The 26120-nt window shown below is 62.8% G+C and carries 27 protein-coding genes and 1 pseudogene; 5 read left to right on the forward strand and 23 right to left on the reverse strand.

The window, feature by feature from the left end:
* Window positions 1-4 precede the first annotated feature (4 nt).
* From AC0L27_RS06255 to AC0L27_RS06315, 13 genes and pseudogenes are all read right to left on the reverse strand, one after another.
* On the reverse strand, window positions 5-181 hold the full coding sequence (locus AC0L27_RS06255; RefSeq protein ID WP_354204201.1) for a hypothetical protein: 177 nt from the start codon (window positions 179-181) through the stop codon (window positions 5-7).
* Window positions 174-431: a hypothetical protein gene (locus AC0L27_RS06260; RefSeq protein WP_354204203.1), complete on the reverse strand. Its 258-nt coding sequence runs from the start codon at window positions 429-431 to the stop codon at window positions 174-176. The genes AC0L27_RS06255 and AC0L27_RS06260 overlap by 8 nt, the downstream gene beginning before the upstream one ends.
* Before the next feature lie 230 nt (window positions 432-661).
* Complete coding sequence (locus AC0L27_RS06265; protein WP_354254208.1) at window positions 662-1780, reverse strand: helix-turn-helix transcriptional regulator; 1119 nt, start codon at window positions 1778-1780, stop codon at window positions 662-664.
* A 112-nt stretch (window positions 1781-1892) separates the two neighbouring features.
* Window positions 1893-3011 (reverse strand): helix-turn-helix transcriptional regulator, encoded by a 1119-nt coding sequence (locus tag AC0L27_RS06270; protein ID WP_354204207.1) that lies wholly within the window; start codon window positions 3009-3011, stop codon window positions 1893-1895.
* A 151-nt stretch (window positions 3012-3162) separates the two neighbouring features.
* Entirely contained in the window at window positions 3163-3411 is a 249-nt protein-coding gene (locus AC0L27_RS06275; protein ID WP_007608973.1) for a DUF6894 family protein, read from the reverse strand.
* Between the two features lie 77 nt (window positions 3412-3488).
* Complete coding sequence (locus AC0L27_RS06280; protein ID WP_354204209.1) at window positions 3489-4460, reverse strand: helix-turn-helix transcriptional regulator; 972 nt, start codon at window positions 4458-4460, stop codon at window positions 3489-3491.
* A 229-nt stretch (window positions 4461-4689) separates the two neighbouring features.
* Entirely contained in the window at window positions 4690-5847 is a 1158-nt protein-coding gene (locus AC0L27_RS06285; RefSeq protein WP_473318124.1) for a helix-turn-helix transcriptional regulator, read from the reverse strand.
* A gap of 320 nt (window positions 5848-6167) precedes the next feature.
* Complete coding sequence (locus AC0L27_RS06290; RefSeq protein ID WP_354204213.1) at window positions 6168-6680, reverse strand: hypothetical protein; 513 nt, start codon at window positions 6678-6680, stop codon at window positions 6168-6170.
* A 94-nt stretch (window positions 6681-6774) separates the two neighbouring features.
* On the reverse strand, window positions 6775-7221 hold the full coding sequence (locus AC0L27_RS06295) for a MaoC family dehydratase (protein WP_354204215.1): 447 nt from the start codon (window positions 7219-7221) through the stop codon (window positions 6775-6777).
* A 384-nt stretch (window positions 7222-7605) separates the two neighbouring features.
* Window positions 7606-8028, reverse strand: a complete 423-nt coding sequence (locus AC0L27_RS06300) for a hypothetical protein (protein ID WP_354055523.1) — start codon at window positions 8026-8028, stop codon at window positions 7606-7608.
* Between the two features lie 12 nt (window positions 8029-8040).
* Window positions 8041-8262, reverse strand: a complete 222-nt coding sequence (locus tag AC0L27_RS06305) for a hypothetical protein (RefSeq protein ID WP_106943097.1) — start codon at window positions 8260-8262, stop codon at window positions 8041-8043.
* Window positions 8263-8370: 108 nt separating this feature from the next.
* Window positions 8371-9189, reverse strand: a complete 819-nt coding sequence (locus AC0L27_RS06310; protein WP_354254202.1) for a lytic murein transglycosylase — start codon at window positions 9187-9189, stop codon at window positions 8371-8373.
* Between the two features lie 39 nt (window positions 9190-9228).
* Window positions 9229-11077, reverse strand: a pseudogene (locus AC0L27_RS06315) (flavin-containing monooxygenase).
* Between the two features lie 178 nt (window positions 11078-11255).
* Between AC0L27_RS06315 and AC0L27_RS06320 the strand changes: the two are divergent.
* Together AC0L27_RS06320 and AC0L27_RS06325 are read left to right on the forward strand one after the other, a co-directional pair.
* Window positions 11256-12881 carry a long-chain fatty acid--CoA ligase gene (locus AC0L27_RS06320; protein WP_354204220.1) on the forward strand — a complete coding sequence of 542 codons (1626 nt, stop codon included), beginning with the start codon at window positions 11256-11258 and terminating at the stop codon, window positions 12879-12881.
* A gap of 43 nt (window positions 12882-12924) precedes the next feature.
* Window positions 12925-14136: an acyl-CoA dehydrogenase family protein gene (locus AC0L27_RS06325; protein ID WP_354204222.1), complete on the forward strand. Its 1212-nt coding sequence runs from the start codon at window positions 12925-12927 to the stop codon at window positions 14134-14136.
* Between the two features lie 212 nt (window positions 14137-14348).
* On the opposite strand, the gene AC0L27_RS06330 is transcribed toward AC0L27_RS06325, so the two are convergent.
* The 5 genes from AC0L27_RS06330 to AC0L27_RS06350 all read right to left on the reverse strand — a co-directional run bounded on the left by AC0L27_RS06330 (window position 14349) and on the right by AC0L27_RS06350 (window position 19558).
* On the reverse strand, window positions 14349-15257 hold the full coding sequence (locus AC0L27_RS06330) for an amino acid ABC transporter substrate-binding protein (protein WP_354204224.1): 909 nt from the start codon (window positions 15255-15257) through the stop codon (window positions 14349-14351).
* Between the two features lie 145 nt (window positions 15258-15402).
* Window positions 15403-16842, reverse strand: a complete 1440-nt coding sequence (locus AC0L27_RS06335) for an amidohydrolase family protein (protein ID WP_275167379.1) — start codon at window positions 16840-16842, stop codon at window positions 15403-15405.
* A gap of 15 nt (window positions 16843-16857) precedes the next feature.
* Window positions 16858-17883 (reverse strand): ABC transporter substrate-binding protein, encoded by a 1026-nt coding sequence (locus AC0L27_RS06340; RefSeq protein ID WP_275167380.1) that lies wholly within the window; start codon window positions 17881-17883, stop codon window positions 16858-16860.
* A gap of 39 nt (window positions 17884-17922) precedes the next feature.
* Complete coding sequence (locus tag AC0L27_RS06345) at window positions 17923-18699, reverse strand: ABC transporter permease (RefSeq protein WP_275167381.1); 777 nt, start codon at window positions 18697-18699, stop codon at window positions 17923-17925.
* A 1-nt stretch (window position 18700) separates the two neighbouring features.
* Entirely contained in the window at window positions 18701-19558 is an 858-nt protein-coding gene (locus AC0L27_RS06350; protein ID WP_275167382.1) for an ABC transporter ATP-binding protein, read from the reverse strand.
* Between the two features lie 194 nt (window positions 19559-19752).
* Here AC0L27_RS06350 and AC0L27_RS06355 point away from each other — a divergent pair, with 194 nt between their 5' ends.
* Window positions 19753-20511 (forward strand): GntR family transcriptional regulator, encoded by a 759-nt coding sequence (locus AC0L27_RS06355; RefSeq protein WP_275167383.1) that lies wholly within the window; start codon window positions 19753-19755, stop codon window positions 20509-20511.
* Here the strand turns inward: AC0L27_RS06355 and AC0L27_RS06360 are convergent.
* Window positions 20508-20924: a nuclear transport factor 2 family protein gene (locus AC0L27_RS06360; protein ID WP_275167384.1), complete on the reverse strand. Its 417-nt coding sequence runs from the start codon at window positions 20922-20924 to the stop codon at window positions 20508-20510. The two genes, AC0L27_RS06355 and AC0L27_RS06360, sit on opposite strands and share 4 nt — an antisense overlap.
* Window positions 20925-21071: 147 nt before the next feature.
* Here AC0L27_RS06360 and AC0L27_RS06365 point away from each other — a divergent pair, with 147 nt between their 5' ends.
* Together AC0L27_RS06365 and AC0L27_RS06370 are read left to right on the forward strand one after the other, a co-directional pair.
* Window positions 21072-22313 (forward strand): amidohydrolase family protein, encoded by a 1242-nt coding sequence (locus AC0L27_RS06365; RefSeq protein WP_275167385.1) that lies wholly within the window; start codon window positions 21072-21074, stop codon window positions 22311-22313.
* Between the two features lie 212 nt (window positions 22314-22525).
* Window positions 22526-22837 (forward strand): hypothetical protein, encoded by a 312-nt coding sequence (locus tag AC0L27_RS06370; RefSeq protein WP_275167386.1) that lies wholly within the window; start codon window positions 22526-22528, stop codon window positions 22835-22837.
* Window positions 22838-22849: 12 nt separating this feature from the next.
* On the opposite strand, the gene AC0L27_RS06375 is transcribed toward AC0L27_RS06370, so the two are convergent.
* From AC0L27_RS06375 to AC0L27_RS06390, 4 genes are read right to left on the reverse strand one after another with little or no spacing between them, the layout of a single operon-like run.
* A complete protein-coding gene (locus AC0L27_RS06375) occupies window positions 22850-23773 on the reverse strand; it encodes a DUF1932 domain-containing protein (RefSeq protein WP_354204229.1) in 924 nt (307 codons plus the stop codon).
* Window positions 23773-24642, reverse strand: a complete 870-nt coding sequence (locus tag AC0L27_RS06380) for a substrate-binding domain-containing protein (protein ID WP_354204231.1) — start codon at window positions 24640-24642, stop codon at window positions 23773-23775. Before AC0L27_RS06380 ends, AC0L27_RS06375 begins: the two co-directional genes overlap by 1 nt.
* A 19-nt stretch (window positions 24643-24661) precedes the next feature.
* A complete protein-coding gene (locus AC0L27_RS06385; protein WP_354204233.1) occupies window positions 24662-25345 on the reverse strand; it encodes a 4-carboxy-4-hydroxy-2-oxoadipate aldolase/oxaloacetate decarboxylase in 684 nt (227 codons plus the stop codon).
* On the reverse strand, window positions 25342-26055 hold the full coding sequence (locus AC0L27_RS06390) for a PIG-L deacetylase family protein (protein WP_354204235.1): 714 nt from the start codon (window positions 26053-26055) through the stop codon (window positions 25342-25344). The genes AC0L27_RS06385 and AC0L27_RS06390 overlap by 4 nt, the downstream gene beginning before the upstream one ends.
* Window positions 26056-26120: the final 65 nt, after the last annotated feature.

A 26120-nucleotide genomic window follows, 5' to 3' on the forward strand; every position in this document is an offset into this window, starting at 1 on the left:
CCGGTCAATCGTAGGGAATTTGCGAGACGGGGACCTCGGCGCTCTCCGTGCAAAGCGCCGGCCCGAGTGGAACCGACGGAATTGCGTAAGCATGAGATCGCTCCAGCATCGTGAGGCCGACCAGTTGGAGCACGACGAGCGCTGCGGTCACCGCGATTGCGACGATGCTGACATTACGCACGCTCGAATTTGGGGTGGCCGGTCGTGCGCTCCCGCGGATCAACTCCGTTGGCATTTTCTAAAGTATCCTCTTCACCGGAGACGGGAATAATTTCATTCAAACACGGCGCGTCGTGCGGCTGGTCCAGCAGGTGGCGATAGCGCCGCAACACACGCTGCGAGTCGATTTCCCGCTGCGCGCGGAGTGCCGCGCCAATGCGGGCCACGATGTCGCGGAACCTGCCTGCCGAAACCGGTGACGCCGTTCGCATGACAATCTCCTCTCAACCTGTACGACAGATTGACGGAATTCACTTCCGCTCGCAGTGAGTTGCTTCACACAAATGTCTGATAGGTCGAACAACAGATCGTGTGACGTCTAGTAGAAGACAACGCGGAGAATCGCGTCATTCGATTGAACGACGTGCGATAACTTTCTAATGATGCTTCTGATTGAACCTATTGCGAGCTGCAGCGACTCGCGTGCGTTTTTGAACGCGTCTCAGTGCACAAGCGGATTGGAGAATCCAGCTGCGAGCTTGACGAGATCCGCTTGACGAGAAACGCCGGTCTTGGCGAACACGCGATGCAGATGCGTCTTCACCGTCGTCTCCGCGATGCCGAGCGCAACCGCCGTCTCCGGCACACCGCCGACATCGACAATCGATTGCAAGACCCTCAGTTCCGCAGGCGTGAGTTCGAAGGTGCGGTCAATGAGACCGGCACTGGAGCGCCCGTCGAGTTCCGCTTTCCAGATGAACAAGGCTCCGACGGCCGAACTACGCTCCGCCGCACCGTCGCGCAGCAGCGATGGCAGCGCGATGACATGCGCGACGTAGTAGGAACCGTCATGCGACATCAGCGAAATTTTCCGCCCCGAAGATGCAGCCAACGCGACCTCGCCTGCGTCATGGAAAATATCGCGCAGGGCCGCATTTGCAGCGGAGGAGCTTGCCACCAACCGGCCCGAGACAGATCGCAGGACATCCTCGACGGCCAGGATCGTCTCCGCGGCCGGATTGCTGTGGACGATATGACAGGTCGAATCGAGCAGGATGACACCGGCATTCAGTCGGTCCACGACGTCGGCGAGCGCGATCGCGCGCTGCTGCTTCCGCTCGATAGCCCGGTTGATCAACAGCGCCCGGCTCGCATGCGGAGCCAGAAACTGCATTCGCGCCCGCTGCTCGGCGTCGAGCATCTCCCTGCCCGGGATCACGGTCAGCAGCATCGGACAGGGCGACTTCGACTGCTCCAGCACCACATTGGCGACGTCGACGCAACCTTGGGGGCGCAGCCATTCCTGGTAGAATCGGCCGCGGCGATATTCGTCGAAATCCACGAGATCGGGGATGTTGCGCACCTCGCCATAGCGCGGAAGCCGAGCAAGCGGGTCGTACCGGGAGTAGGTCTCCGCATAGAGCTGAATGTAGTGCGGATCGACCCCGCAATAATAATGCGTCGCGCCTGATTTGCTGACCGGGTCCTTCGAAATCAGACCACAGGCTTGGCTGCCGATGAAGGCATTGAGCTTGACGACGACCTCACTCCACAACTCCGGGCGGAGACCCGCGTCATAGATAGTCTCGATCAACTCGGACGGTTTTGGAAGTCGGGGCATCGGAAGAGCCAGTAGTGACACATGGAGGTGGCGACATGTTCTTCATGCCCGGCGGCTCCTGTGAGTCTGGCGAGGGAGCGAAAGGTTCAATCCCGAGGGCACAATCAGCCGCCTAGTTGATCAGCGGATTGGAGAATCCTGCCGCGAGCTTGACGAGATCGGCCTGACGCGAAACGCCCGTCTTGGCGAACACGCGATGCAGATGCGTCTTCGCCGTCGTTTCTGCGATACCGAGCGCGACCGCCGTCTCCGGGACGCCGCCAACCTCGACGATCGACAGGAACACGCGCAGCTCGGCCGGTGTAAGGTCGAAGGTCCGCGCGATCAATTCGCCGTAGGACTGTCCGCCGAGCGATACCTTGCGCAGGAGCAGCGCACCGATGGCGTCAACCACCCGCTCGCCGCCGCCCCGCAGGACGGACGACAGCGGCAGGATATGCGCGACGTAGCGCTCGCCCGAGGGCGAAAGCAGCGAAAACGCCTGCCCCTTTGCGGCAAGCAGGGCAATTTCATTGCGGGTCGCGAACGCTTCCCGCAGCGTCTGATTGGCCTCCGCGCTGCTGGTCACCAATTGCCCCGCAACGGACCGAACCAGATCGTCTGCCGCAAGCAGGTCGTGCCCCGCGGAATTCGCGTGCACCACCCGGCAGAAGCCATCGAGCAGGAAGATGCCGCAGGCAAGATTGTCCAGGACCTCCGCCAGTGCCGTCGCGAGCGTCAGTTGCGAGGTCATGGCGCGGTTGATCAGCAATGCGCGGCTGGCGTGCGGGACGATCAGCGAGAGACGGTGCTTCATCACCGGATCCACCATCCGGCGGCCCGACAGCACCGTCATCATCACGGGGCAGCTCGCATTCGAATTCTCGAGCACGACGTTGGCCGCATCGCTGCAACCCTGCGGCCGCATCCATTCCTGGTAAAAGCGTCCTCGCCGATATTCATCGAAATTGACGAGATCCGGAATGCTGACGATCTGGCCGTGCGGCGGCAGGACCGTCAGGGGATCGAATTTCGAATGCGTCTCGGAATAGAGTTGGATGTAGTGCGGGTCCGCCCCGCAATAATAGTGCGTGACGCCGAATTTGCTGATCGAGTCCTTGGAAAACAGCCCGCAGGCCTGGCCGCCGACGAAGTCGCGGATGCCCGTGACGACGTTATTCCACAGCGAGGGATCGAGCCCGGCATCGTAGATGGCCTCGACCAGGTCGGGCAGTTTCCGCGGTCCGTGCATGGCTATAAATGGCCTGGGTGATCAATATCACCAAACATACCACAACCACAGCATGCGGCATCCTCCGATCGGAGGAGGCGCCGGCCAGGCAACGAACGGATATCCGCTTCGGGGGCTACTGATGCAGAGTCGCGATACCGCACCTGGAGGCTCACATCTCGTCCCAGCCGACCTTCTCCACATTCTCAGACCAGACCGCGGCGCGATAGATCTCGCGCCCGTCGGTGTCTCTGACCCGGATGCAGGCATCGCGGCCGCGCAAATCGTCGCGCCAGACGAACAGGTGGCTTGCCATCTCGTTGGCCACCACGAATGTCGCTTCGGGGCATTCGAACACCATGCCACCCGGATCGATCTTCACGATATTGCCGAGCATAAGATCAAAGAAAAAACGGCGCATGCAACACTCCAACTGCGGGCGGTGCACGCCCGTGCCGTCTCCAATCGGCATTTGACCTGAAATTCAATCGCGCGGGGTCACGACATCTCGCGGCTCCTGACGTCACTGGGCGTGGCGCCATAAGTCCGCCGGAAGCAGCGGTTGAAGTATGACAGATCGCCGAAGCCGACATCGTAGGCGATCGAGCTGACCGTCCGCTCGGCGTACCCGGGTTCACGCAACATGCGATGGGCCCGCTTGACGCGTTGTTCGATCAGGAACGACGAGAACGTCTTGCCGTCGGCCTCGAACAGGCGCTGGAGATAACGTGGCGTCACGCCGAGCTCCTGGGCGACCGTGGCCACCGACAGATCCTGCCGCCAGCAATTGTTGGCGATGGAAACTTTGGCCTTCTGCAACCGTGCCGCCTTGACGCCGCGCCGCCCGGCCAGCTCCCGCGGCTCATTGGTGGCACCGAGGACGATCGCCAGAAGATCGTGCAGATGCCCGACCCCGAGCTGCCGCAAATTGGGCATCGCGAACGCCTTCTCCCGCACCAGCGTCACCGCGTAGTCGACCAGCAATCGAAGTCCCGTTGAGCTCTCCGGCATGACACGCATCACGGCGTCATCGACATCCACGATCATCGGCGCCAGCACGCGTCTCGGCACGCGCAGCGAGAAGCAGCTGCCGAGCGACAATCGCTCGAACGTCGTGACGTCCTCCGCGCTCGTCAAGACCGCCTCTCCTGCACGAAGGCTCAGATCGTGTCCCCTTTCGGATATCCCAAGCACGCCCGATCGATTCACGATCAGGGCCAGGCTGTCGTCGCCATCGGCAACCAGGTGCTTGGTGCGAATGACGCGCGCTCCGCACAATCCTCCGATCAGCAATTGAGCTTCCGGCAGGACGTGGGACGTGAAGCTCGCCGCAGCCGGCTTTCCTTCCTTGGCCTCGACCTCCGCCTTCAACACCCCGCGGCAGTAGAAATCGCGAAGCAGCGGGATACGCTCGTTTTCGGGAATTTCATTCGTTGAAACATTGAGAACGGAAAAATCAAACTGGCTCACTGCAATCCTCCAACCGACGAGCAGGTCCGGCCACGCGCTGTCGTTTCCTCACACTCGCGTTCGATGCCATCGCGGCATCTCCTCACGGCGCTCGCTGCTCTTCACTTTTCTGCAACGCGATATACGAAAGTATCAAACGACTCGCGTCCTGCATTCGGAGGACACGGGAGCTCGGCTCATCACAATGGATTGAGATCACGGCAGATACCGGCAAACCAGGTGAAATGGATCACACGACGTCGTCACTACCGTTCGTTCGACGCGCGAATGGAACGGCAAAGCCGGCGGCGATCTTGACCAGGTCGGCCTGCCTGCCAGCGCCGGTCTTCTCGAACAGGCGGCCGAGATGCGTCTTCACTGTCGTTTCGGCGATGCCGAGCTTTGCCGCAATGTCTGGAACGCCGCCAATCTCGCTAATGGCCATCAAAACGCGCAATTCGGACGGTGTCAGTTTGAATGCCGCAGCGATCGCATCGGCTGCGAGCCATGTCGCCGCCGATGCCTTCTGAACGAAGAGCACCGTGGCTGCAGCATCTCGCGATGGAGTGCGATCGCGCTTCAGGGGAAAAGCGTGGAGCAGATAGTGCTGCCCATCGACTGATGTCGCAAGCTCGATCCGACGGCGGGCAGCGGAACGAGTTTCGCTGCCTGAATCTGTTTCGCACAGACCGCGGAATATTTTGTCGGTCTGGGTGTTGCGGCCCACGATCCGGTCGCCGACCATGGCGAGCAGGCTCGCATCGGCGAACAGCTCGCGGCATGCTGCGTTGGCATGCACGACCCGGCCGTCTGCGTCGAGCAGGCAGATCGCCGTGCTCAGTCTATCCAGGACTTCGGCAAGGTCGTCCACGGTATGCGAGCGTGCCCTGATCTGCCGGCCCATGATCCTGGAGCGCTGGAGGTGCGGAGCAAGCAGCCGCATGCGCTCACGCATCGGCTCGTCAACGATACCGCGCGAGCGGTGGCGCAACACCTGCAGGATCGTGGCGCGCGTGTCCGACTTCTCAAGCGCAACGGTTGCAAGGTCTATCGCTCCTTGCGGTTCCACCCACTCGCGATAGAAGCTCGTTGCCAGGAAATCGGCCTGAGGCATGATGTCGGCTACGCCGATCGTCTGCTCCGCCGCGAGCGTGAGATGACGATCGAGCAGAGGGTCCAGCTCCACATATCGGTCGCGATAAAGCTGGCGGAAGCGGGATTCGGTGCCGAAATGCTCGTGGATCTCGATCGAGAGCTTGGCTCTGTCCCTGGACAGGATGGTCGCGGCGCATCCGCCGACGAAATGCGAAACCTGTTCCAGCACCCCGTTGCGCAGCGCGGGATCGACCGCCGCGTCGTAGATCTCGCCGACGAGGGACGAGAATCGATTTGCGTGGAGGATTGTCATCGGCCGGACGACGCAATCTGCGTATGGCTCGCCCGCGCGAGATAGATGGCGATCCGGGGACTGGCGAAGGAGACGGACCGGTCAATCGCCGCCTTCGACGCGGAGAAAACGTTGCAACGAAATGCTGGAATATCGAACATCGTCCTTGCGTAACGTCAACCGCAGGATGCGGCTTGGACGTTTTCGCCAAAGACTAGGATATATGCGAACAGCGCGCCGACTGTGTGCGATCAGTCACGCGTGCGATGCGTCAGACGCCGTGCGCGCTGCAAAATCCTGCGGCCACCGATCCCGCCGGCGTCGCATCCGGCGCCGGCAATTTACTTGCGATTCTCCTCGCAGAATTTCAGCGCCGCCAGCGCTTCACCGGCACGCGGCACCTGCATCTCGATGCTGTCGTCGTCATCGTCTTCGAAATCGAGCGAGAGACGCTTGGCCTTGGACAGCCGGTCCATCATGGACTGATCGTATTCGAAGATGCCGCGAACGGTGGTCTTGTCCATGACCTCCCACTTCGCCTTCTTCATGATATCGGCGTCATCGGTGCCGACATCGGCCCGGAGGATCTCGCCGACCTTGTCCCACTCCCAACCGTCATAGATCATCACGATCACGATCGCCTTCTCGGAATGGGTGATGACGATGACGTAGTCCCGGTTCTCGTCTTGCTTGTCCTTGTAGCCGCGGCTCGCATTGCAATGTGCGTCCTGCGTGCGCTTCTCGATGGTCCAGTCGCCGACCTTGGATTGTTGCGCCTGCACCGGCCTTGCGGTCAAAGCGGCTGCGCTCAAGGCGCCGGCCAGCAACCCGACAGCGAGAAGAGATCGTTTCATGTCAGCCTCCAGCGTGTTCCCCGGACCGAGATGACCACCTCTGCCGGCGGCTCGCAAGGGCTTCCCCCGGTTTGCGTAGGACGCCGACCTCGCCCTACTCCCGCCGCGGCACGATCGCGATCGGGGTGAAGGTGTAAACCTCCTCGCCGTTCTGGTTGAACATCGTCCATTTCACCAGCGCGATGCCCTGCGGCTTCGACTTCGACGGCGTCAGGCTCATGACCTCCCCGACCAGATGCAGGCGGTCATCGGGCCGTACCGGGATGGTCCAGCGCAGCCCGTCGACGCCGGCACCGATCAGCGGATGCGGGCCGAAGGGGCGGGTCTGGATCGCGAGGCTCATGGCAATCGCGGCGGTGTGCCATCCCGAGGCAGCGAGACCCCTGAACAGCGTCTGCTTGGCGGCTTCGTGGTCGAGATGCATCGGCTGTGGGTCGAACTCTGCCGCGAACCGCTTGATGTCGGCCTCGGTGACGTGAACTTCAGGGGATTTGAACTGCATTCCAATGGTGAGATCGTCGAACCACTCGACCCGCGCCATGATTTCGCCTCGCAATGTGATGCGCCGCCTCGCGCTAACAGAATTGAGCAAGAGCGGGATGTAGCGGCTCCGCAGCGCACAAACCAGCCCGGGGGTTCCCCAAGAAACCCGTTTCCAGATGCGACGAAACACGCCTGAAACAGATGGCCGGTTATCTGGTTGTCAAAATCATACAGGGACGGCCACCATGCAATTCTTCCTCGACCTAATCTGGGATTACTCCTGCTGTCAGCACCTCGTTGCCCTGCCACCGCAGGAGGACGAGCTATGATCGAGCTGATCTCGGCCTTGCTCGCGCTTTGCAGCGTCGGCGTTTTTGCAGCGCACGCGGTGGATGCCTATCGCACCACACATCACTGATAGCCGTGCACTGATAGCCTTGCCCTAGAACGGCCGCCGGTAGAAGTGCTCCGAATGGGTTGCCGGCGGAAACCTGTTGGCGAGCGCGAGAGCTCCCCTTTCGTCCGTCTCGAGCGCGATCTTCTGTGCGAGCATCACGTCGCCGGGAACGAGAAAGCCTGACGGGACGAAGCACCACCCCATCGTCGCATTTCCGGCCGCATCGATCTCATGGACATTGGCCGCGGTGCCATAATGGATGCGATAGGTCTTGCCGGTATCGCAGCCGACGACATCGAAATGCCGGTGCTGCTCGAATTGCGCGCGCTGCGCCGGCGACAGCCAATCGGCCAGAAGCCGGCGGCCGCGGGCATCCGGCGTGTTCTCGCCGAAGAAGCGCCGATAGAGTTCGCGTAGCGCATGCAGACGCGCACGCGCCGGCGCGCGGAGCCAGACTGCCGCGATCATGAGCAGCTCAGATCAACCGCCGACCAGGCGGGGATAGAACAGCGTTTCCTGCACGGTCGGGTCGAACGATCGGATCCGGGTGACTTCGCCAGGTCCGGTTCGCAGCGCGGCGGTGAAGCCCGCTCCGGTCAGCTCCCGAAAGCGCCGTTCGGCCCGCGCCAGCGCTTCGGCATTGCCAGGATCAAACTCGTGGCGCGTGTCGCCAGTCTGGTCCATCACGATCTGGGTTGCCATGTTGAGTCTCCTCATGCCCAGCCCTGTTCGATCTAAGCAAACCTCGTGCCGTCGGTTCCTGATGGCAACAACTTTCTCTTGTCGGCGCATCACGCCTTGCTGAGCTGCTCAACGCGAAGCGGCCGTTCCTCCGCCCTCGTCGATCTGCCGTCCCATCAGGGCGATCGCCTTCTGATAAACCCCGGCGGCATTCCAGGCCTCGATGGCGACGAAATTCGGCTCGCCCGGCTGGTAACCGGCTCCTGCACGCCAGCCATGGGCCTTGAGGAAATTCGCCGTCGAGTTCAGCGCATTGGCGGCAACTTCGAGATTGCCGGTGCCATAGGCCAGGATGTTCTTGGGCATGAACTGGGTCTGGCCGACTTCGCCGTGCATCGAGCCGCGGGTTGCACCCGACAGCGTGCCGCGATCGACCAGCTTCAGCGCCGCATAGAGCTGCTCGGTGAAGAATTCGGGACGGCGGCAGTCATAGGCGAGCGTCGCAATCGAGGAGAGCATGTTCTGGTTGCCGCGCTGGCTGCCGAACCCGGTCTCCATGCCCCAGATCGCGATCAGCGGCCCCGGCGGGACGCCATAGCGCTGCTGGATCGAGGCGAACAAGGCGGCCTGCGACTGCTTGAGCTGGCGGCCCTTGGCGACGATGGTGGTGGCGCCGCGCTTGGCGAGGAACTGGTCGAGCGTCAGCGAGAAACTGCGCTGGCCGCGGTCGGCCGCGATGGTGGCACTGGCGTAATTGGTCTGCATCAGCGCCGAGAGCGCAGTCTGGCCGACGCCCTTGCCCTGCGCCTCCGCGCTGAATTCGCGCTTCCAGGCCTCGAAGCCGGCCGACGAACTGCCGCATTGCGCGGCGTGAGCGGCGGGCGCCAGGCAGCCGAGCAGCGTCATCGCCCCAAAAACCGCCCCAGCTACAGTTCTGCCCCTGATCATGTCCGATGTCCTCTCTCTGGCGCGATCCAATGCCCGAGCTTACCCGGACGAAGGCGCCGACTCCATGGCGTGATCATACGACAGTTCCAGTCCATCCAAATTGCCTTCCTTGCGCCACTTGTCGAGCAGCCGCAGGAATGCCACCGGCCCGCGCCAATACTGGCTGTTTCTCGCCGCGATCGGATCAAACACGCCTTCATTGTTGTAGTAGCCGGGCGTGCATTCGGCGAGATAGGTCTGGCGGCCGAGCGCGGCTTTGACCACCTCCTCGACCCAGGCGTCCTCGGCCTCGAGCGTCGGCTCCAGCGTCCGGGCTTTGCGCTTGCGCGCCTCGGCGATCACATAGGCGACGTGCGCTGCGCGTCGATGATGTGTGGGAAGTTGGCGCTCTGGCCGGCCTGCACCGTGACGATCTGGAAGCAGTTCGGGAAGCCGCGACTGTAGAAGCCGTGCAATGTCTTGACGCCATCGCGCCAGCGCGCGGACAGGCTGATGCCGTCGCGACCATAGACCTCAAAGCCCATGCGGCGGGCGTAGTCGGTGCCGACCTCGAAGCCGCTGGCATAGATCAGGCAGTCGAGCTCATAAGCCTTGCCATCGACCACGACCGCGTTCTCGGTGATGCGCTCGACGCCCTGTCCCCTGGTGTCGACGAGATGCACGTTGGGGCGATTGAAGGTGTCGAGATATTCGTCGTGGAAACACGGCCGCTTGCAGAAGGCCTTGTACCAGGGCTTTAACGCCGAAGCCGTCGCCTCGTCCTTGACGATCGCATCGACGCGCGCCCGGATCTCTTCCATCTTGCGATAATCGCCTGCTCGATAACCTTGAGCGCCTCCTCGATCGAGGTCACCGGCTGGGGCTGGCGGCGCGGCGCCAGCAGGATCTCGCCGAGCAGGCCGGTCCAGCCGTCCTGCACCAGATTCTGTTCGAAGGGCTCGCCCGAGATCACCGCGGTGAAATTATCCATGCGTTCGCGCTGCCAACCAGGCCTGAGCCCCTGCGCCCAGCTCTGATCCGTGGGGCGGTCGTCGCGCACGCCGATCGCCGACGGCGTACGCTGGAAGACGTAGAGCTCCTTGGCCGAGCGGCCGAGATGCGGCACGCATTGCACGGCGGTGGCGCCGGTGCCGATGATGCCGACGCGTTTGTCGCCAAGACCGGTCAGACCACCTTCGGCCGTGCCTCCGGTGTAGGCGTAATCCCAGCGGCTGGTATGGAAGCTGTGTCCCTTGAAGCTTTCGATGCCGGGAATGTCCGGCAGCTTCGGACGGCTCAGCGGGCCTCCGGCAAGAATGACGAAGCGCGCGCGGATGCAATCACCGCGATCGGTCTCGACCAGCCAAATTGCCTCCTGCTCCTGCCATTCCATGCGCGTGATGACGGTCTGAAACAGCGCGCGCTCATAGAGACCGAAGTGACGGCCGATGCGGCGCGAATGTTCGTAGATCTCGGGTGCTCGCGCATATTTGCGCACCGGCATGTAGCCGGTCTCTTCCAGCAACGGCAGGTAGATGTAGCTCTCGGTATCGCAGGCCGCGCCAGGGTACCGATTCCAGTACCAGGTGCCGCCGAAATCGGCGGCCTTTTCCACGACCCGGAAATCATCGATGCCGGCTTCGCGCAGTCGCGCGCCGCACAGAAGGCCGCCGAAGCCGCCGCCGACGATGAGCACCTCGGTCTGTTCGCTGACAGCCTCGCGCGCAAATCCGGAATTGGCCCAGGGATCGTCGAGATAGCGCCCGAACTCGCCGGTCACCTCGACATATTGCGCCTTGCCCTCGGTGCGCAGGCGACGATCGCGCTCTTCGCGATAGCGCGCACGGAGTGCCGCAATGTCGATTGTAGATTCGCCGGCTGCACCGGTCTTGTGTCTTTGCGCTGACATCCGTTTCCTCCCCGGCGGACACTGCTTCGCCGGCAGCTCGCATCACTTAGCCCTGAAAAAGAGACGCGCGCAATCACGTCCCTCGCTTTTTGCGTGAACGTCGCGTGGCGTTCCGCTAACCTCAAGCTCACATCACAAAGCGTACGCCATGCAACGACATGGCGGTCCGGAGGACACGATGCAGGGATTGATGATGGACATGCCGCTCCTGATCAGCGGCCTGATCCAGTATGCCGCCGATTATCACGGCGAGGCCGAGGTTGTCGCCCGCGAGATCGAAGGCGACATCCATCGCTACACCTATGCCGACGCCCATCCGCGCATCAAGCGCATGGCATTGGCGCTCAAGAGGCTCGGCATGATGCCCGGTGACCGCGTCGGCACGCTGGCCTGGAATACGCACCGGCATTTCGAGATGTTCTACGCCGCGCCGGGCATGGGCTATGTGCTGCACACCATCAACCCGCGGCTGTTCCCTGAACAGCTCGTCTACATCGTCAATCATGCCGAGGACCGGCTGCTGTTCATCGACCGCGCCACACTGCCGATCGTGGAAGCGATCGCGCCGCAGCTCAAATCGATCGAAGCCTATGTCGTGATGTGCTCGCGCGAGCGGATGCCGGAGACCAAGGTTGCCAACGTCCATTGCTACGAGGAGCTTCTGGAACGGGAGAACGACGCCGGCTTCGCATGGCCGGAGTTCGACGAAAAATCGGCGTCCACGATCTGCTACACCTCCGGCACCACGGGCAATCCGAAGGGCGTGATCTATTCGCACCGTGCCGCGATCCTGCAGACCATGGTCTCCTGCAATTTCGACTTCCTGCCCGGGCACCTGGAAGGCGTGCGCGAGGTGATGATGCCGATGGCGCCGCTGTTCCACGGCAACGGCTGGAACATGCCGTTCACCGCGCCCTATACCGGCTCGAAGCTGGTGCTGCCCGGCCGCAATTACGAGCCCGACAAGCTCTACGAGTTGCTCGAAGGCGAGAAGGTGACGCTGTCGGCGGGCGTGCCGAGCTTCTGGTTGATCCTGCTCGACTGGCTCGGACGAACCGGCAACAGGTTCTCGACACTCCGTGCAACATTGTCGTCAGGCTCGGCGCCGCCGCGCGCCATGGTCGAGAAGCTCAAGCGCGAGTATGACATCGACTACATCCAGGCCTGGGGCATGACCGAAGCCTTGGGCTGCTCGATGCCGGGCCTGCGGCCGGGCTCCGAACATCTCGACGACAAGGAGAAGTTCGACCGCCGCCAGGTTTCGGGCCGCGCCTGTTTCGGCACCGCCTTGCGCATCGTCGACGACGGCGGCAACGAGCTGCCGCGCGACGGCAAGAGCGTTGGCCATCTGCGCGCGCGGGGACCGTGGGTTGCGTCCGGCTACATGAAACTTGATGAAGGCCTCGACCGCGACGGCTGGCTGATCACCGGCGACATGGCGGTGATCGACCCTCAGGGCCACGTCACGCTGACCGACCGCTCCAAGGACGTGATCAAGTCCGGCGGCGAATGGATCTCCTCGATCCAGCTCGAGGACGTCGCCTTGTCTCATCCCGATGTGCTGCAAGCTGCCGTGGTCGCGATCAGCCACGAGAAATGGCAGGAGCGGCCTCTGCTCCTCGTCGTCCGCAAGAAGGGCGCGACCGTCGACGGCAAGACGCTGCTCGACCACATGCGCCCCAAGATCGCGAGCTGGTGGATGCCCGACGCGGTCGAGTTCATGGACGAGTTCCCGATGACCGGCACCGGCAAGGTGCTCAAATCGGCGCTGCGCGAGAAATTCAAAGAGTATCGCGCCCCTTGAGCCGATAGCGCGCCGGCCTGTCCATCGATCAAGGAGACCAAAGATGCTCTACCCGATGTCCCCCAAAGTCGTCGAGCTCAAGCGCAGGCTCGAAAGTTTCATGGACCGGCACGTCTATCCGAACGAGGAGCGCTTTTATCGCGAGGCGGAGGAACTGGGGCCCTGGAAGGTCTATCCGGTCGTCGAGGAGCTGAAGCCGCTGGCGCGCGCCGAAGGCCTCTGGAATCTGTTCCTGCCGGACTCCAGCCACGGTGCAGGCCTGACCAATCTCGAATATGCCCCGCTCTGCGAGGTCATGGGCCGCTCGCATCTCGCGCCCGAAGTCTTCAACTGTTCGGCGCCCGACACCGGCAACATGGAGGTGCTGGAGCGCTATGGCACGGACAAGGACAAGGAGCGTTGGCTGAAGCCGCTGCTCGCAGGCGAAATCCGCTCCTGCTTTGCCATGACCGAGCCTGCCGTCGCCTCATCCGATGCGACCAACATCGAAAGCTCGATCGTCCTCGACGGCGACCATTACGTCATCAACGGCCGCAAATGGTACACGACCAACGCGACCGACCCGCGCTGCAAGATCTGCATCTTCATGGGCAAGACCGATCCCGACAATGCGGACCGCCACAAGCAGCAATCCATGATCCTGGTGCCGATGGACACAGCGGGCGTCGAGGTCAAGCGTCCCCTGCCCGTGTTCGGCTTCTACGGCGTGCCCGACCGTGCCTCCGAGGTCGTCTTCACCAATGTGCGGGTCCCCAAGGAGAACATGCTGCTCGGCGAGGGCCGCGGTTTCGAGATCGCGCAGGGACGCCTCGGTCCCGGCCGTATCCACCACTGCATGCGGCTGATCGGGCTCTCCGAACGCACGCTGGAGAAGATGTGCCGCCGGGTGCGCAGCCGCGTCGCCTTCGGCAAGCCGGTTTCCGAGCAGACGGTGACGCAGGAGCGCATCGCAGAAGCCCGCATCATGATCGAACAGGCCCGGCTGCTGACGCTCAACGCCGCCTACGCGATGGATACCGTCGGCAACAAGGTGGCGAAAGCCGAGATCGCGATGATCAAGGTCGCCGTGCCCAACATGGCCTGCCAGATCATCGACTGGGCGATCCAGGCCCATGGCGGCGGCGGCACGTCGAACGATTTCGGATTGACGCAAGCCTATGCGACCGCGCGTTTGCTGCGTCTGGCCGACGGCCCAGACGAAGTGCACAGGAACCAGATCGCGCGGTTCGAGTTGAAGAAATATTCGAACGCCTAGCGTCCCACACTGGCCGATGAGCACAGTGCCCTGTTCCTTCTCCCCTTGCGGGAGAAGGTGGCGCGAAGCGCCGGATGAGGGGTCTCTCTCAGCGAAGACAACCCCCTCATCCGAGGGTGTCTGCATCAACCAGCGGAGCTGCCCTCTCCCGCAAGGGGCGAGGGCACAATGACACGCAGCCCGATTGCAACCAGCGCCTTGGCGCCCTCGCCTCAATTCACGACGTACACATCCGGGTCGAAGCTGGAGCTCGGCTTCTTGAAGGCGTTGCGCAAGGCGCCCGACATGGGGACGTTGTAGTTGAGGCCGTTCGGCGGCGTCGGCGATTGCAGCCACTTCTTGTAGAGGACCTCGATCTCCTGGCTCGCGTATAGCTCCGCGGTCGCGCGATCGGCGAGCGCTTTGAACGGCGCGTCCTCCCGCCGCAGCATGATCCCGTAAGGCTCAGGCTTCGAGAACGTCTCCTCGCTGATCATGAAGAGCTGTGGTTCCTTCGAGCGCGCGATCGCGACCGCGAGCTGCACGTCGTCAAGCGCGTAGGCCTGGGCGCGGTCAGTTTCCAGCAGCAGGAAGGCTTCGGCCTGGTCCTTGGCGGGCATCACATTGATGCCGAGATTGCGCTCGGTGTTGACCTTGGCGAGCTGCGTCAGGTTGACCGAGCCGGCCACCGCCGTCACCGCCTTGCCCTTGAGATCGTCGATGGTGTTGATCTTTGCGGCTTTCTTGGCCGCAAATCGCGTTGCGCTGAGGAAGTGCGTGTTGGTGAATGCGACCTGCTTCTGGCGATCGGCATTGTTGGTGGTCGCCGAGCAATGCAGGTCGAGCGTCCCGTTGACCATCAGCGGAATCCGGTTCGACGACGTCACGGCGAGGGTGTCGACGGCGATATCGGCCATGCCGAGCTGCTTCTTCACGGCATCCACGATCTTGAGGCAGATATCCATGGCAAAGCCGACCGGCTTCTGGTTGCCGTCGAGATAGCTGAACGGGACCGAGGCCTCCTGATAGCCCAGCGTGATCTTCTTGGTCTCTTTGACCTTCTGAAGCGTACCCGACAGGTCTTCGGCTGAGGCGGCAGTTGCAAGGCATGTGAGGGCCAGGACAACAGTGGGAAGACGCATCGGGAGCTCCTCAGGGATCAGCGGCTTGCGCCGGCGCGCAGCCGCGGATGGTGTAACCCATGGCAGGACCAACCGCCAGACGAGGTTGTACCTATCAGCTATCGCGGTTTTATATCGACGCCAGCCAAGGTGTATTCGTGCCCGTCTATTCGCAAGTGAGCTGCTGCTCGAACCAGCCAGATAGCAGATTTGACAGCGGCGGCCACATCCGCTGGAAGCTCGCGAACTTGCCGACATTGGCGCGATACATCGCGCGTAACTCCTGCTCGATGGCCGGCAGGTCAACGCCAATACAAGCCCCGTCCTTGGCAATCGTTTTCCCCGCAACGACGACTTCCTTGACCATGGACGCATTGCCGCGGGCGAACAGTAATGCCATGGAATCAACCGGCATGATCTGGTCACGGTCGAGCCGGTCGAGATCAATCACGGCGAAGTCCGCGGGATTGCCGGGCGCGAGCTCGCCCGTCCCCGGCGCGCCGGTAGCGCGCCGGCCGTTGTGGACGGCGAGCGCGAACAGTTCGGCCGGCGTCCATGTCTGCCTGAAGCCGAGGCCGCCATGGACCATCTGAACCAGCCGCATCTCGCGCAGGACGTCGTCATCCTCGTCGAGCGCCAGCCCGTCGACGCCGACGGCGATGGCACAACCGCATTTGTGCGCGGCGGCGATCGGGGCGAGCCCTGAGCGCAGATGCATGTTAGAGCTGAAGTTGGTAACGATGCGCGTGCCAGAGGCCGCGATCATCTCGAGCTCATCCGGGCGGGCGTGGATGCAATGCGCGAGCGTCAGCCGCTCGGAGAGGAAGCCGATGTCGCGCAGCCATCGCACCATGTCGGGAAAGTTCTGGTCCGCCCAGGCGCGCTGATACACGGTCTCCAGCAGGTGCATGTGGATGCGGCGGCCGGTCCGCACCGAGTTCTCGGCAACGGCTTCAAGGAGCGGCTTCGAGCACCATTGCACGCCGGCGGGCCCAAGCTGCACATCGACCATGGGGCCAGTGATCGCCGCGGCAATGGCGTCGGTCATTTCGATATAGGCGTTGGGCGACATCGGTACGCGCACAAAGAGGTCCTCGATGGTCTTGCGATCATCGCGGGAGAGCCCAGTGAGGACCGGTTCGGCATCACCATAGACGATTGGATTCTGGTCTCGCACGGCCAGCGCGAAGGCGATGCGGATGCCGACGTCGGATGCAGCCCTCGCGATCGCCTTGGCTTCATCGAGCATGGGCATCGTCCCGCTCGGCCGCGTGTAGTGAACCATCATCGCCGCGCAGCCGGTCTTGGCCGAGCGCGCCAGCGCGGAGGCCGCGGTCAGATAGGGATCGACCGGCGTACCCAGTGCGGTCCGCAGGATCCAGCTCTCCAGGGGCATGCCGACCGCACCAAAGGACGACGCGGTCGCGCGGGCATGGTCATGGGCGTTGACGAACGCTGGAATGACAAAGGAGCGAGGACCGCTGGTTGGCCCCGCTCCTTCAAAAACATCGGTGATGACACCGCCGTCGTGCCGCAGCACGACATTGTCGAAGACACCACGATCGATGCCACGGAACAGGCTGGTCGCCGCAATCTCCGTGACCATGACCACCCCTCCCAATCAGTTGGCCGTATACACCAACTCCCGCTCCGCGCGCGGCGGCAGGAATTCGCGCGAGAAGACTTCCGCCGGGGTCGGCGCCCGGGCGAGCTGATAGCCCTCAACCACGATGCCGATAGCCCGCGTCATGCGGTCGTCCTTGATGTCACCGATCCCGATTTCTTTCATCTCAGCCGAGACGATCAGCTTGTCGAAGGAATATTGCAGCCGACGCTTCTCGACTGCGACGTCGATCAGATTGTCGTAGTTCAGCGCGGCTTTCATGCCGGCGTTCTGGTCCTTGGCGACGGCAATCGCGCCCTTGTTGATGGCACGCACCAAGCCCGCTACCGCCTTCGGGTTCGACGCGATCAGCTTCTTGGAGACCATCACGCCGTTGGAATAGAGATCGAGGCCGTATTCACCGAAAGAGAACCATTTGAAATCCTTGTCGGGATCCTGGCGGTTGAGCACGAGATTGAAGTAGCTGGTGATATTGAACACGAGAGCAGCATCGATGTCGCCCTTGATCAGCATCGGCTCCTGCAGGTTCGGCGCCATGTTGGAGATCTTGATCTTGTCGCCGTCGAGGCCGTTCTTGCGCGTGAACACCGGCAGCAGCCGCGTCGTCGGCGTGCCCTGCGCGCCCCCGAGCGTGTGCCCTTCAAAATCCTTGATCGTGTTGATGCCGCTGGTCTTCTTGGCAACAATCGCGAACGGCGGCTGGTTCCACATCATGTAGACCATGACGGGGGCGTCCTGCGGTTTGGTCGAGGCGTTCTGGATGATGGCGTTGACGTCGCCGAACCCTGCGTCATAGGCGCCTGACATGACGCGCGTGACGGTGGCACCTGATCCCTCGCCCTGGTCGATGACAACGTTAAGGCCTTCCTCTTTGAAGAAACCGTTGTCCTTGGCATAGAAGAACGCGGCATCGCTACCCTGCGTCTTCCAGCCCAGCGTGAACTTGATCGTGGTGTCCTCGGCCGCGGCGACGCCCGTGGACAGGGCCAATCCCAGCACTGCGGCAGTTACTTTTCTCAACATCGAGACCTCCTCAGCTTCGTTGCGTGACGTTTGAAAAAATCAGGTGGCGATGACGTCGTTCTTGCGCGTGGCCCAACCGGTGACACGCCCCTCGATCAGCGAGAACACGACGTAAAGCGCGACGCCGAGGGCGGCGAGCACGAACAGGCTGGCGAACACCAGCGGCACGTTGAAATTCGATGACGCGGTCATCATGACGTTACCGAGGCCGCGGTTGGAGGCGACCGTCTCCGACAACACCGCGCCGACGAAGGCGTAGGAGATCGCGACCTTCAGAGAGGCGAAGAAGAACGGCATCGTCCTGGGCAGGCCGACATTCCAGAGGATGTCGAACTTGCTGGCGCCGAGCGCCTTCAGCACGTCTTCGAGTTCGGGCTCGGTGGTCGCAAGTCCCGTCGCGATATTCACGACGATCGGGAAAAAACAGATCGAGAGCGCCGTCAGGACCGCGGGCACCGTGCCGGAGCCGAACCACAGCACGAAGATCGGAACCACCGCGACCTTGGGGATCGAGGAGAAGCCGATCAAGAGAGGATAGCAGGTGTCATAGGCCGTCTTGGAGACGCCGATGGTGGCGCCGAGCGCGACACCGAGCGCGACGCCGAGCACGAAGCCGAACATTGTGGTGGCAAGCGTCTGCACGATGTGGGGCCACAACACCGGAAAGCGCTGGTACAAGGTCACGAATACTTGCGACGGCCGCGGTAGCACGAGATCCGACATTCCGGTCGCGAGACAAAACAGTTCCCACGCGACGAAGAACAGCACGATCAGTCCCGCCGACCACGCCTTCTGCCTGATATAGATTGCGGACATCTCAGCCTGCCCTCTGTTGGGCCGCGCCGCGCGCATCCTCGATGAAGGCGCGCAGCTTCTGGTTCAGCGCGACAAATTCCGGCTCGAAGGTCATGGCAACGGTGCGCGGCCGCGCGAACTCCACACGACTGTCGTCGAGAATGCGGCCGGGACGCGCGCTCATTACGCAAATGCGGCTGGCAAGGAAGCCGGCTTCGCGCAGGTCATGGGTGACGAGCAGCACCGTCGGCTTATGCGTCATCCAGAGGTTCTGGAGGATCGTCCACAGCTCCTCTCGGGTGAACTGGTCGAGAGCGCCGAATGGCTCATCCAGCAGCAGCATGCGCGGCTCGTGGATCAGCGCGCGGCAGAGGTTGGCGCGCTGGAGCATGCCGCCGGAGAGCTGCCAGGGAAAGTGGCTGCCAAAGCCCTTGAGGCCGACCTGCTCCAGCAGCGCGTTGGCCTTGTCGCGGAACGCTGTCTTGCGCAGCTTGCGGAAATTGGAGCGGAACGGCTCGACGATCTTGAGCGGCAGCATGATGTTCCGCTCGATCGTCATCCACGGCAGCATGGTCGGGTTCTGGAAGGCCATGCCGACCCGCAGCGCGCGCGCCGCGACCTCCCGGCCGCCGACGATGACGACCCCGCTGGTGGGCTGCACCAGGCCGCTGACGAGACGCAGAATGGTCGATTTGCCGCATCCGGACGGGCCGACCAATGCAACAAACTCGCCGTCGGCGATCTTCAGGCTGGTCTTGGACAGAGCGGGCACGGCGCGGTCGCCGCGTCCGAAGGTCACTGACGCCTCGGACAGCTCTATCGCTGTCGCGGCGGCCTCTTCGGAAACGGGCTGACCGTCAAATTGAGCGTTGGGTTGCATGCGCATCACAGCCAAAGTGCATGCAAGGTGGATGCCAGCGGGCAAAGCTCGTAAAATCAATGTCCTGAGAGAATTCCGTGCCTGCGAAGCGGATTCGATTTAGGCAATCGGACCGTCAAACTGCATGCAATTGGGGCGCTAAATTGCCGGAACGCCGTGCTAAACAGAGGTGACACCCACCCAAGGAATCGCCGATGCCGGCGCGCGCCACCAGGAAGACTTCCGAATCGTCAGACAAGGTCAGCATGATCTGCCGCGCGCTCAGGCGCGCGATCATTGAGCAGGCGCTGGAGCCCGGCGCAAAGCTGCCCGAGGATTCACTCGGCGAGCGCTTCGGCGTCAGCCGCACCATTGCCCGCCACGCGCTAGGGCAACTGGCGGCGGAAGGCCTGGTCGAGCTCCGCCGCAACCGGATCGCAGTGGTGGCGACGCCGAGCTGGCAGGAGGCGCGCGACGCCTTCGATATCCGCATCGAGCTCGAGCGGCTCGTGGTGCGCCAGCTCGCGGGCAAACTAACCAAGAGCCAGATCAGCGAGCTGACCGACCACGTCGATGCGGAAGACCGTGCGCGTGGCGGCACGGACGCAGCCTCGATCCGGCTGGCCACCGAATTCCATATCCTGCTCGCCCAGATGACGAATAGCCCGATCCTGGTGCGCTATGTCAGCGAGGTTGCCTACCGTTGCTGCCTGACGCTGTCGCTGTACAGCCGACCGCACTCGACCGAATGCGCGATCAACGAGCATCGCGCCATCATCGCCGCGCTCGCCAAGGGCGACGAGGCCAAGGTGATGGAATTGATGCACCATCATCTGGATTCTGTGGCCAATCGCGCATTGGTCGCCCCGACTCCGCAGCGCGGCCGCGATCTGCTCGATGTTCTCGCGCCCTACGCCGATGAGGTCACGAGTGACCGCGTCGTCAAACTGCCTAAAGTCGCTCGGCGCGGTTAGGCTTCGATCCCGCGTTGAACCAAAATGCGCTCCGCGCTGTCGTTCCAGACATCCATTTTCACGATCTGGCCGCCTCTGACGACGAAACGATCGACATAACGATTGCCCTCGAACGGCGTGCCGTCGATCCACTCGCCATAGAGCGTGCCTACGCTGTAGACGACGGTCTCGTCCGCGCCCGGGCAGACGTCGAACCGATCCATCTTCTTCTTGACCCAGCGATAGCGCTTTGCGTTGAAGCCGGTCGGCCCGCGCGGGTGACCGAATTCGCGCCCGCCTGTAAACGTGATCACCGTCCCCGGCTTCATATAGGCTGCGGCTGCATCGGGATCGGGTATCATCGAGGCCGTGAGATAAGCTTCGACGATCTCAGCGTCGGTTGTCGGACGTTGGGCTGTTGCAGGAGCGGACATGACGGGTTCTCCGGGGCCGACACATTCTACAATTCACTCCTCGAATTGCATGCACGTTTTTTGAACAATTCGCCTGCGGAACTGCACACAATCTAGAGCTGCCCACCTCCTCCGCTTCCGTTAGGCTATCCACCTGAATCAGACGCCATGACCAGCCAAACCGCCCTCGACCTGATCTTCCGCAACACGCTGTTGCGATCATCCGCCGCACCGGTCGATATCGGCGTGAAGGCCGGCCGCATCGCCGCGATCGAGCCGAAGCTCGCCTGCGAAGCCGTCGAAGTCGATGTCGGCGGGCGCCTCGCCCTGCCCGGCTTCGTCGACAGCCACATCCATCTCGACAAGGCCTGCCTGCTTGGCCGCTGCGGGCATGATCACGGCAGCGTCTCGGAAGCGATCCGCGCCGTCGCCGGGATGAAGAAGGATTTCTCGGTCGAGGACGTCTACGCGCGCGGCGCCCGGGTGCTCGAACGCGCCATCGCCCACGGCACCACGCGCATGCGAACCCACGTCGAAATCGATCCGCGCATCGGCTTGCGCGGCTTCGAGGCGGTGAAGGCGCTGAAGCGTGACTATGCCTGGGCGATCGACCTGTCGCTCTGTGTCTTTCCGCAGGAAGGCCTCACCAACGATCCCGGCAGCGAGGAGCTTCTGATCCAGGCGCTGCGCGACGGCGGCGAGGTGATCGGCGGCTGTCCCTACACGGACACCGACCCGAACGCCCATCTCGCACGCATCTTCGACCTCGCCGAGGCGTTCGACGTGGATGTCGACCTCCATCTCGATTTCGATCTCGATCCCTCCTGGTGGCACCTCGACGAGGTCTGCCGGCAGACCGAGCGGCGCAACTACGGGGGCCGCGTGGCGATCGGCCATGCGACGAAACTCTCCGCACTGCCACCGGAGCGGCTGAAGGCCGCCACAGCGCAACTGGCGAAGGCCGGCGTTGCCGTCACCGTGCTGCCGGCAACCGATCTCTATTTGATGGGGCGCGAAGCGACCCACAACGCGCCACGCGGGCTGACGCTCGCCCACAAGCTCTCCGGCGACGGCGTGGTGTGCTCGATCGCGACCAACAACGTGCTCAATCCCTTCACGCCGTTCGGCGATGCCTCCCTGCTCCGAATGGCGAACTTCTACGCCAACGTCGCGCATGCCTCGGTGAACGACTTCGATGCGTGCCTCGATCTCGTGACCGAGCTGCCGGCGCGGCTGATGAACCTACGGAATTACGGCATCAGGGTCGGAAACCCCGCCGATCTCGTCGTGCTCGATACGCAAGACAGCCGCTTCGCGATCGCCGAGCTGCCGGATATCGTGATGGGCTTCAAGAACGGCCGGCAGACTTTTGCGCGGCAACGACCCATTCTGTTTCGCCCCGGCTCCTGAGCCGCTCTGGACGCATATCTGCATTGAAGCGAGGCGGATGCCGCGTTATTTCCGTTCGATGTTACCGCCGATCGTTCTCATATTCCGAATCCGGTAGAATACCGGATAGTCGATCCGCGCTGATTGCCGATAGCTGAGCGTATTGCCAGTCCCGCGGTGCCGTTCAAAGCAGAACCTGCACTGATGTCTGCATTCATCGGGGAAGCATCGACATGTTCAGCGCATTCAGCAGCATCGACCATCACGCCATTCGAGCGAGAACGCCCGGCGATGCCGCGATAAAACGGCTCGACGGCATCGGGCATGTCCTGTCAAACCTCGATCTGGCGAGCATCCGGACCCAGGATGACTTGACGCGCATGCTCCTGACGCTCGACACCGCCGACAAGTGCATTCGGGTGATCCGCGCGGAATTCCGGACCCAAGTCGCGAACGATCGGCTGGCCCGCAAGACCGAAGACCTGATGGCGTTGATCGAACGCGTCCGGGACGAGCTCACGGGCTGTTGCGCGGTAAAGTCCTGAGCAAGAGCCGCCCTATTTCTCGCGATTGATCTTCGCCAGGATTCGGTCCGCCTCGGTGCGCCAGTCAGCGCTGCGGGCGAACTCCTTGGTGGCCTTCGTTCCGAACAGGCCCTCATCGGCGAGGTCCGCCACCCAGGCCTGCCGCTCGGCGGTGCCCTGCGCGGACCACGGCGTCAGTCCGGCTTCACGCACGGTTTCGGCGACTTCGCGTACTTCCTCGGCGCGGCGGCGGCCATGCTCGATCACGCGCTGGAAGCAATAAGCACCCTGCTTCTCCCAATCGATCGTGGGGAAGGTTTCCGCCAGCGAAGCCAACACCGCATCCTCGATGCCATAGGCGCGCGCGGTGGTGAAGCTTTCGATCACCATGGCCTCCAGGCCCTTGATCATGATGCTGCGGCACATCTTCACCGCCGATGACACACCGAGCTTGTCGCTTGCAACCTTGGCCGCAAAACCGATCGCGTTCAAAAGCGGCTGCAGCTCCCTTGCGCCGGGACCGCCGAGCAACAGCGGCACCTTGATCCGATAAGGCGGCACCGACGTCATAACGGCGCCCTCGACATAACGTCCGGCGGCGCCATCGATCAGCGCGGCCGCGCGCTGCTTGGCGCCGGGAGACGCCGAATTGAAATCCAGGAACCATGTGCTCTGATTGATCGCGGCCGCACAGGCCTTTGCCACCGGCACGGCCTGGCTCGCGGTGACCGCGGAGATGATGAAATCGGACTTCGCGGCCAGCTCAGCGTGCGAGACTGCGAGCCCGACACCGAATTTCTCCGCATGCTCCTTCAGTGAGCCGCCCTGCTCGCCTCCGAGCTTGATGTCATAGGCTGTGACCCTGATGTCCTGCTGGCGCAAATCCTCGGCCAGGATCCTGCCGACTTCGCCATAACCGATCAGCCCGATCTGCCATCGCTTGGGATCGCCCGCCATCAGTTCAGTCCTCGCGTGGTCTCGTCGAACAGCTCTTCGACCGCATAGCGGCGCGGGATCAGCGCCTGCTGAAATGCATAGTCGATGATCAGCTCCAGCGGCTTCCTGTTCGCCTCGATTCCGAACGGAACGAGATCGGGCGTCGCCGCAGGCCCCATCTGGGTCTTGTTCCGCTTGAGCAGATCATAGACGCCCGAAACCACGTCAGGACGCGATTTCGTCAGCTGCTCGGTCACGACCACGAGATGGTTGACCGGCACGACGCCGCGGCGCGCGTACCATATGGCGGCTTCCGCGGCCGGATCGGGGAACAGCGGCCTCAGTTTCGGATCGCTTGAGGCCTCACCGAGGACGGCGTCGAGCTCGCCGTCGAGCAGCATCTGCAAGATCTTCTTGCCTTTCGACGCGCGCTCGGTGGTGTCGACATATTCGGCGACGTGCGGGTCTTCGAACGTGACCCAGCGGAGCTTGCCGAGATTGACGCCGCAGTCATTGGCGAGGATGCCCCTGATCCAGGCGCCGGTGGTGGTCGTGAACGAGCGGATACCGACGCGCTTGCCTTCGAGATCGGACGGCCCGAGGGTTCCGTGCGCGGGATTATAGAGCGCATAAGAATGCTGGAAGCGGCCGAGCATGGTGGCAGGCAGCAGCACCAGCGGCTTGCCATGCGCCTTTGCCATCAGATAGGTGACGATCGCCATCTCGCAGACGTCGAAGGCCTGCTCGCGCACCATCGGTTTGAACGCGGTGTTGGTCGGCGTGTACTCGACGAAATCGAGATCGAACAGGTCGGAGCGGAGCTCGCCGCTCTTCACCGCCTGGACATGGGGGTGACTGCCGAGCACGGCCTTCAGCTTGAGACGATCCATCGGCCCGCTCCGCTTCTCTTCAGACATCCCTGGGATTGTCGACATAGACGAGCCCGGCTTTCGCCAAGGCCTCGCGCATGCTGTACATGTCGAGGCCCAGCTCGCCCGAAGCCAGCCGCTTGCGCTTGCCGCCTTCGTCCGCGTTGCGCTTCTTCGCCTTCTCGGCGACCTCGGCCGCATAGCGCTTCGGCACCACCACGACGCCGTCGTCATCGGCCACGATGATGTCGCCGGGGTCGACGTTGACGCCGGCGCAGACCACGGGGACATTGACCGCGCCGAGCGTCGCCTTCACCGTCCCCTTGGCCGAGACCGCGCGGGACCACACCGGAAAGTTCATCTCGTGCAGTGCCCTGACGTCGCGGCAGCCGGCATCGATGATCAGCCCCTGCACGCCGCGGGCCTGCAGCGAAGTCGCGAGCAGCTCGCCGAACATGCCGTCGGTGTTGTCGGTGGTGCAACCGACGACGAGAATGTCGCCCTTTCTGCACTGCTCGACCGCGACATGGATCATCCAGTTGTCGCCCGGCTGCGCCAGCACAGTGACGGCGGGACCGGCGATCGCCGCGCCCGGCCAGACCGGCCGCAGATATGGCTTCATCAGGCCGATGCGGCCATAGGCCTCGTGCACGGTCGAGACGCCGTACTCCGCCATAGCGGCGGGATCGGCTCGCTCAATGTTGCGAACGACGACGGGCCTCATGCCAGCTCCTCCGCTACCGTCGGGAACAAGCGCTGATAGGCCTCGCCATACGTCATGGGCACACCGGTGTTGCGGCTGCCCTGGATGCCGCGATTGAGCGCAACGCGCTCGTAATAGCCCCAGAGATGTTTTTGCGCGGCGAGAATCTGGAACGCCTCGTACTTTTCCTTCCAGACCTCGTCGATCTTGAGGAGCAGGTCCGGCTTGTAATTGCATTGCTCCGGCTGGTGCGGCTCGAACAGGAACACCGGCGGCGCCGAATATTTGTACTGCGCGCCTGGCTTGTGGCCCATGGCCTGCGCGACCACGCGGGTTTCCTGCGCGAAATGCGCCGCGTTCGGATGATCGAAATTATAGGGGTCTTCCAGCGCGTGCGTCAGCACGAAGCTTGGATTGAGCTCGCGGTAGATGTCGACCATGCGGTCGAAATGCGCTTCCGTCAGCTTCAGCGGATAGTCGCCGCAGTCGAAGAACTCGATCTCGGCGCCGAGCAGCTTGGCAGCGCGCTCCGCCTCATCCTTGCGGCCGCCTTTGACCGATTCCAGCGTCGCGCCCTTCTCCTTCCAGGCGAACTGGCTCTCGCCGCGCTCGCCGAAGGACAAGCAGACGATCTTCATGCGATAGCCCTTCTTCGCATGCAGAGCGATGGCGCCGCCGGCGCGCCAGACGAAATCGCCCGGATGGGCCGTGATCACGAGACCTGCTTTCATGGGCTTATTCCCCTCTTTCCTTGATGAGCAATTTATCTCTTTCCTTGATGAGCAATTTATCGATC

Source organism: Bradyrhizobium sp. Ken51, from assembly GCF_055807435.1.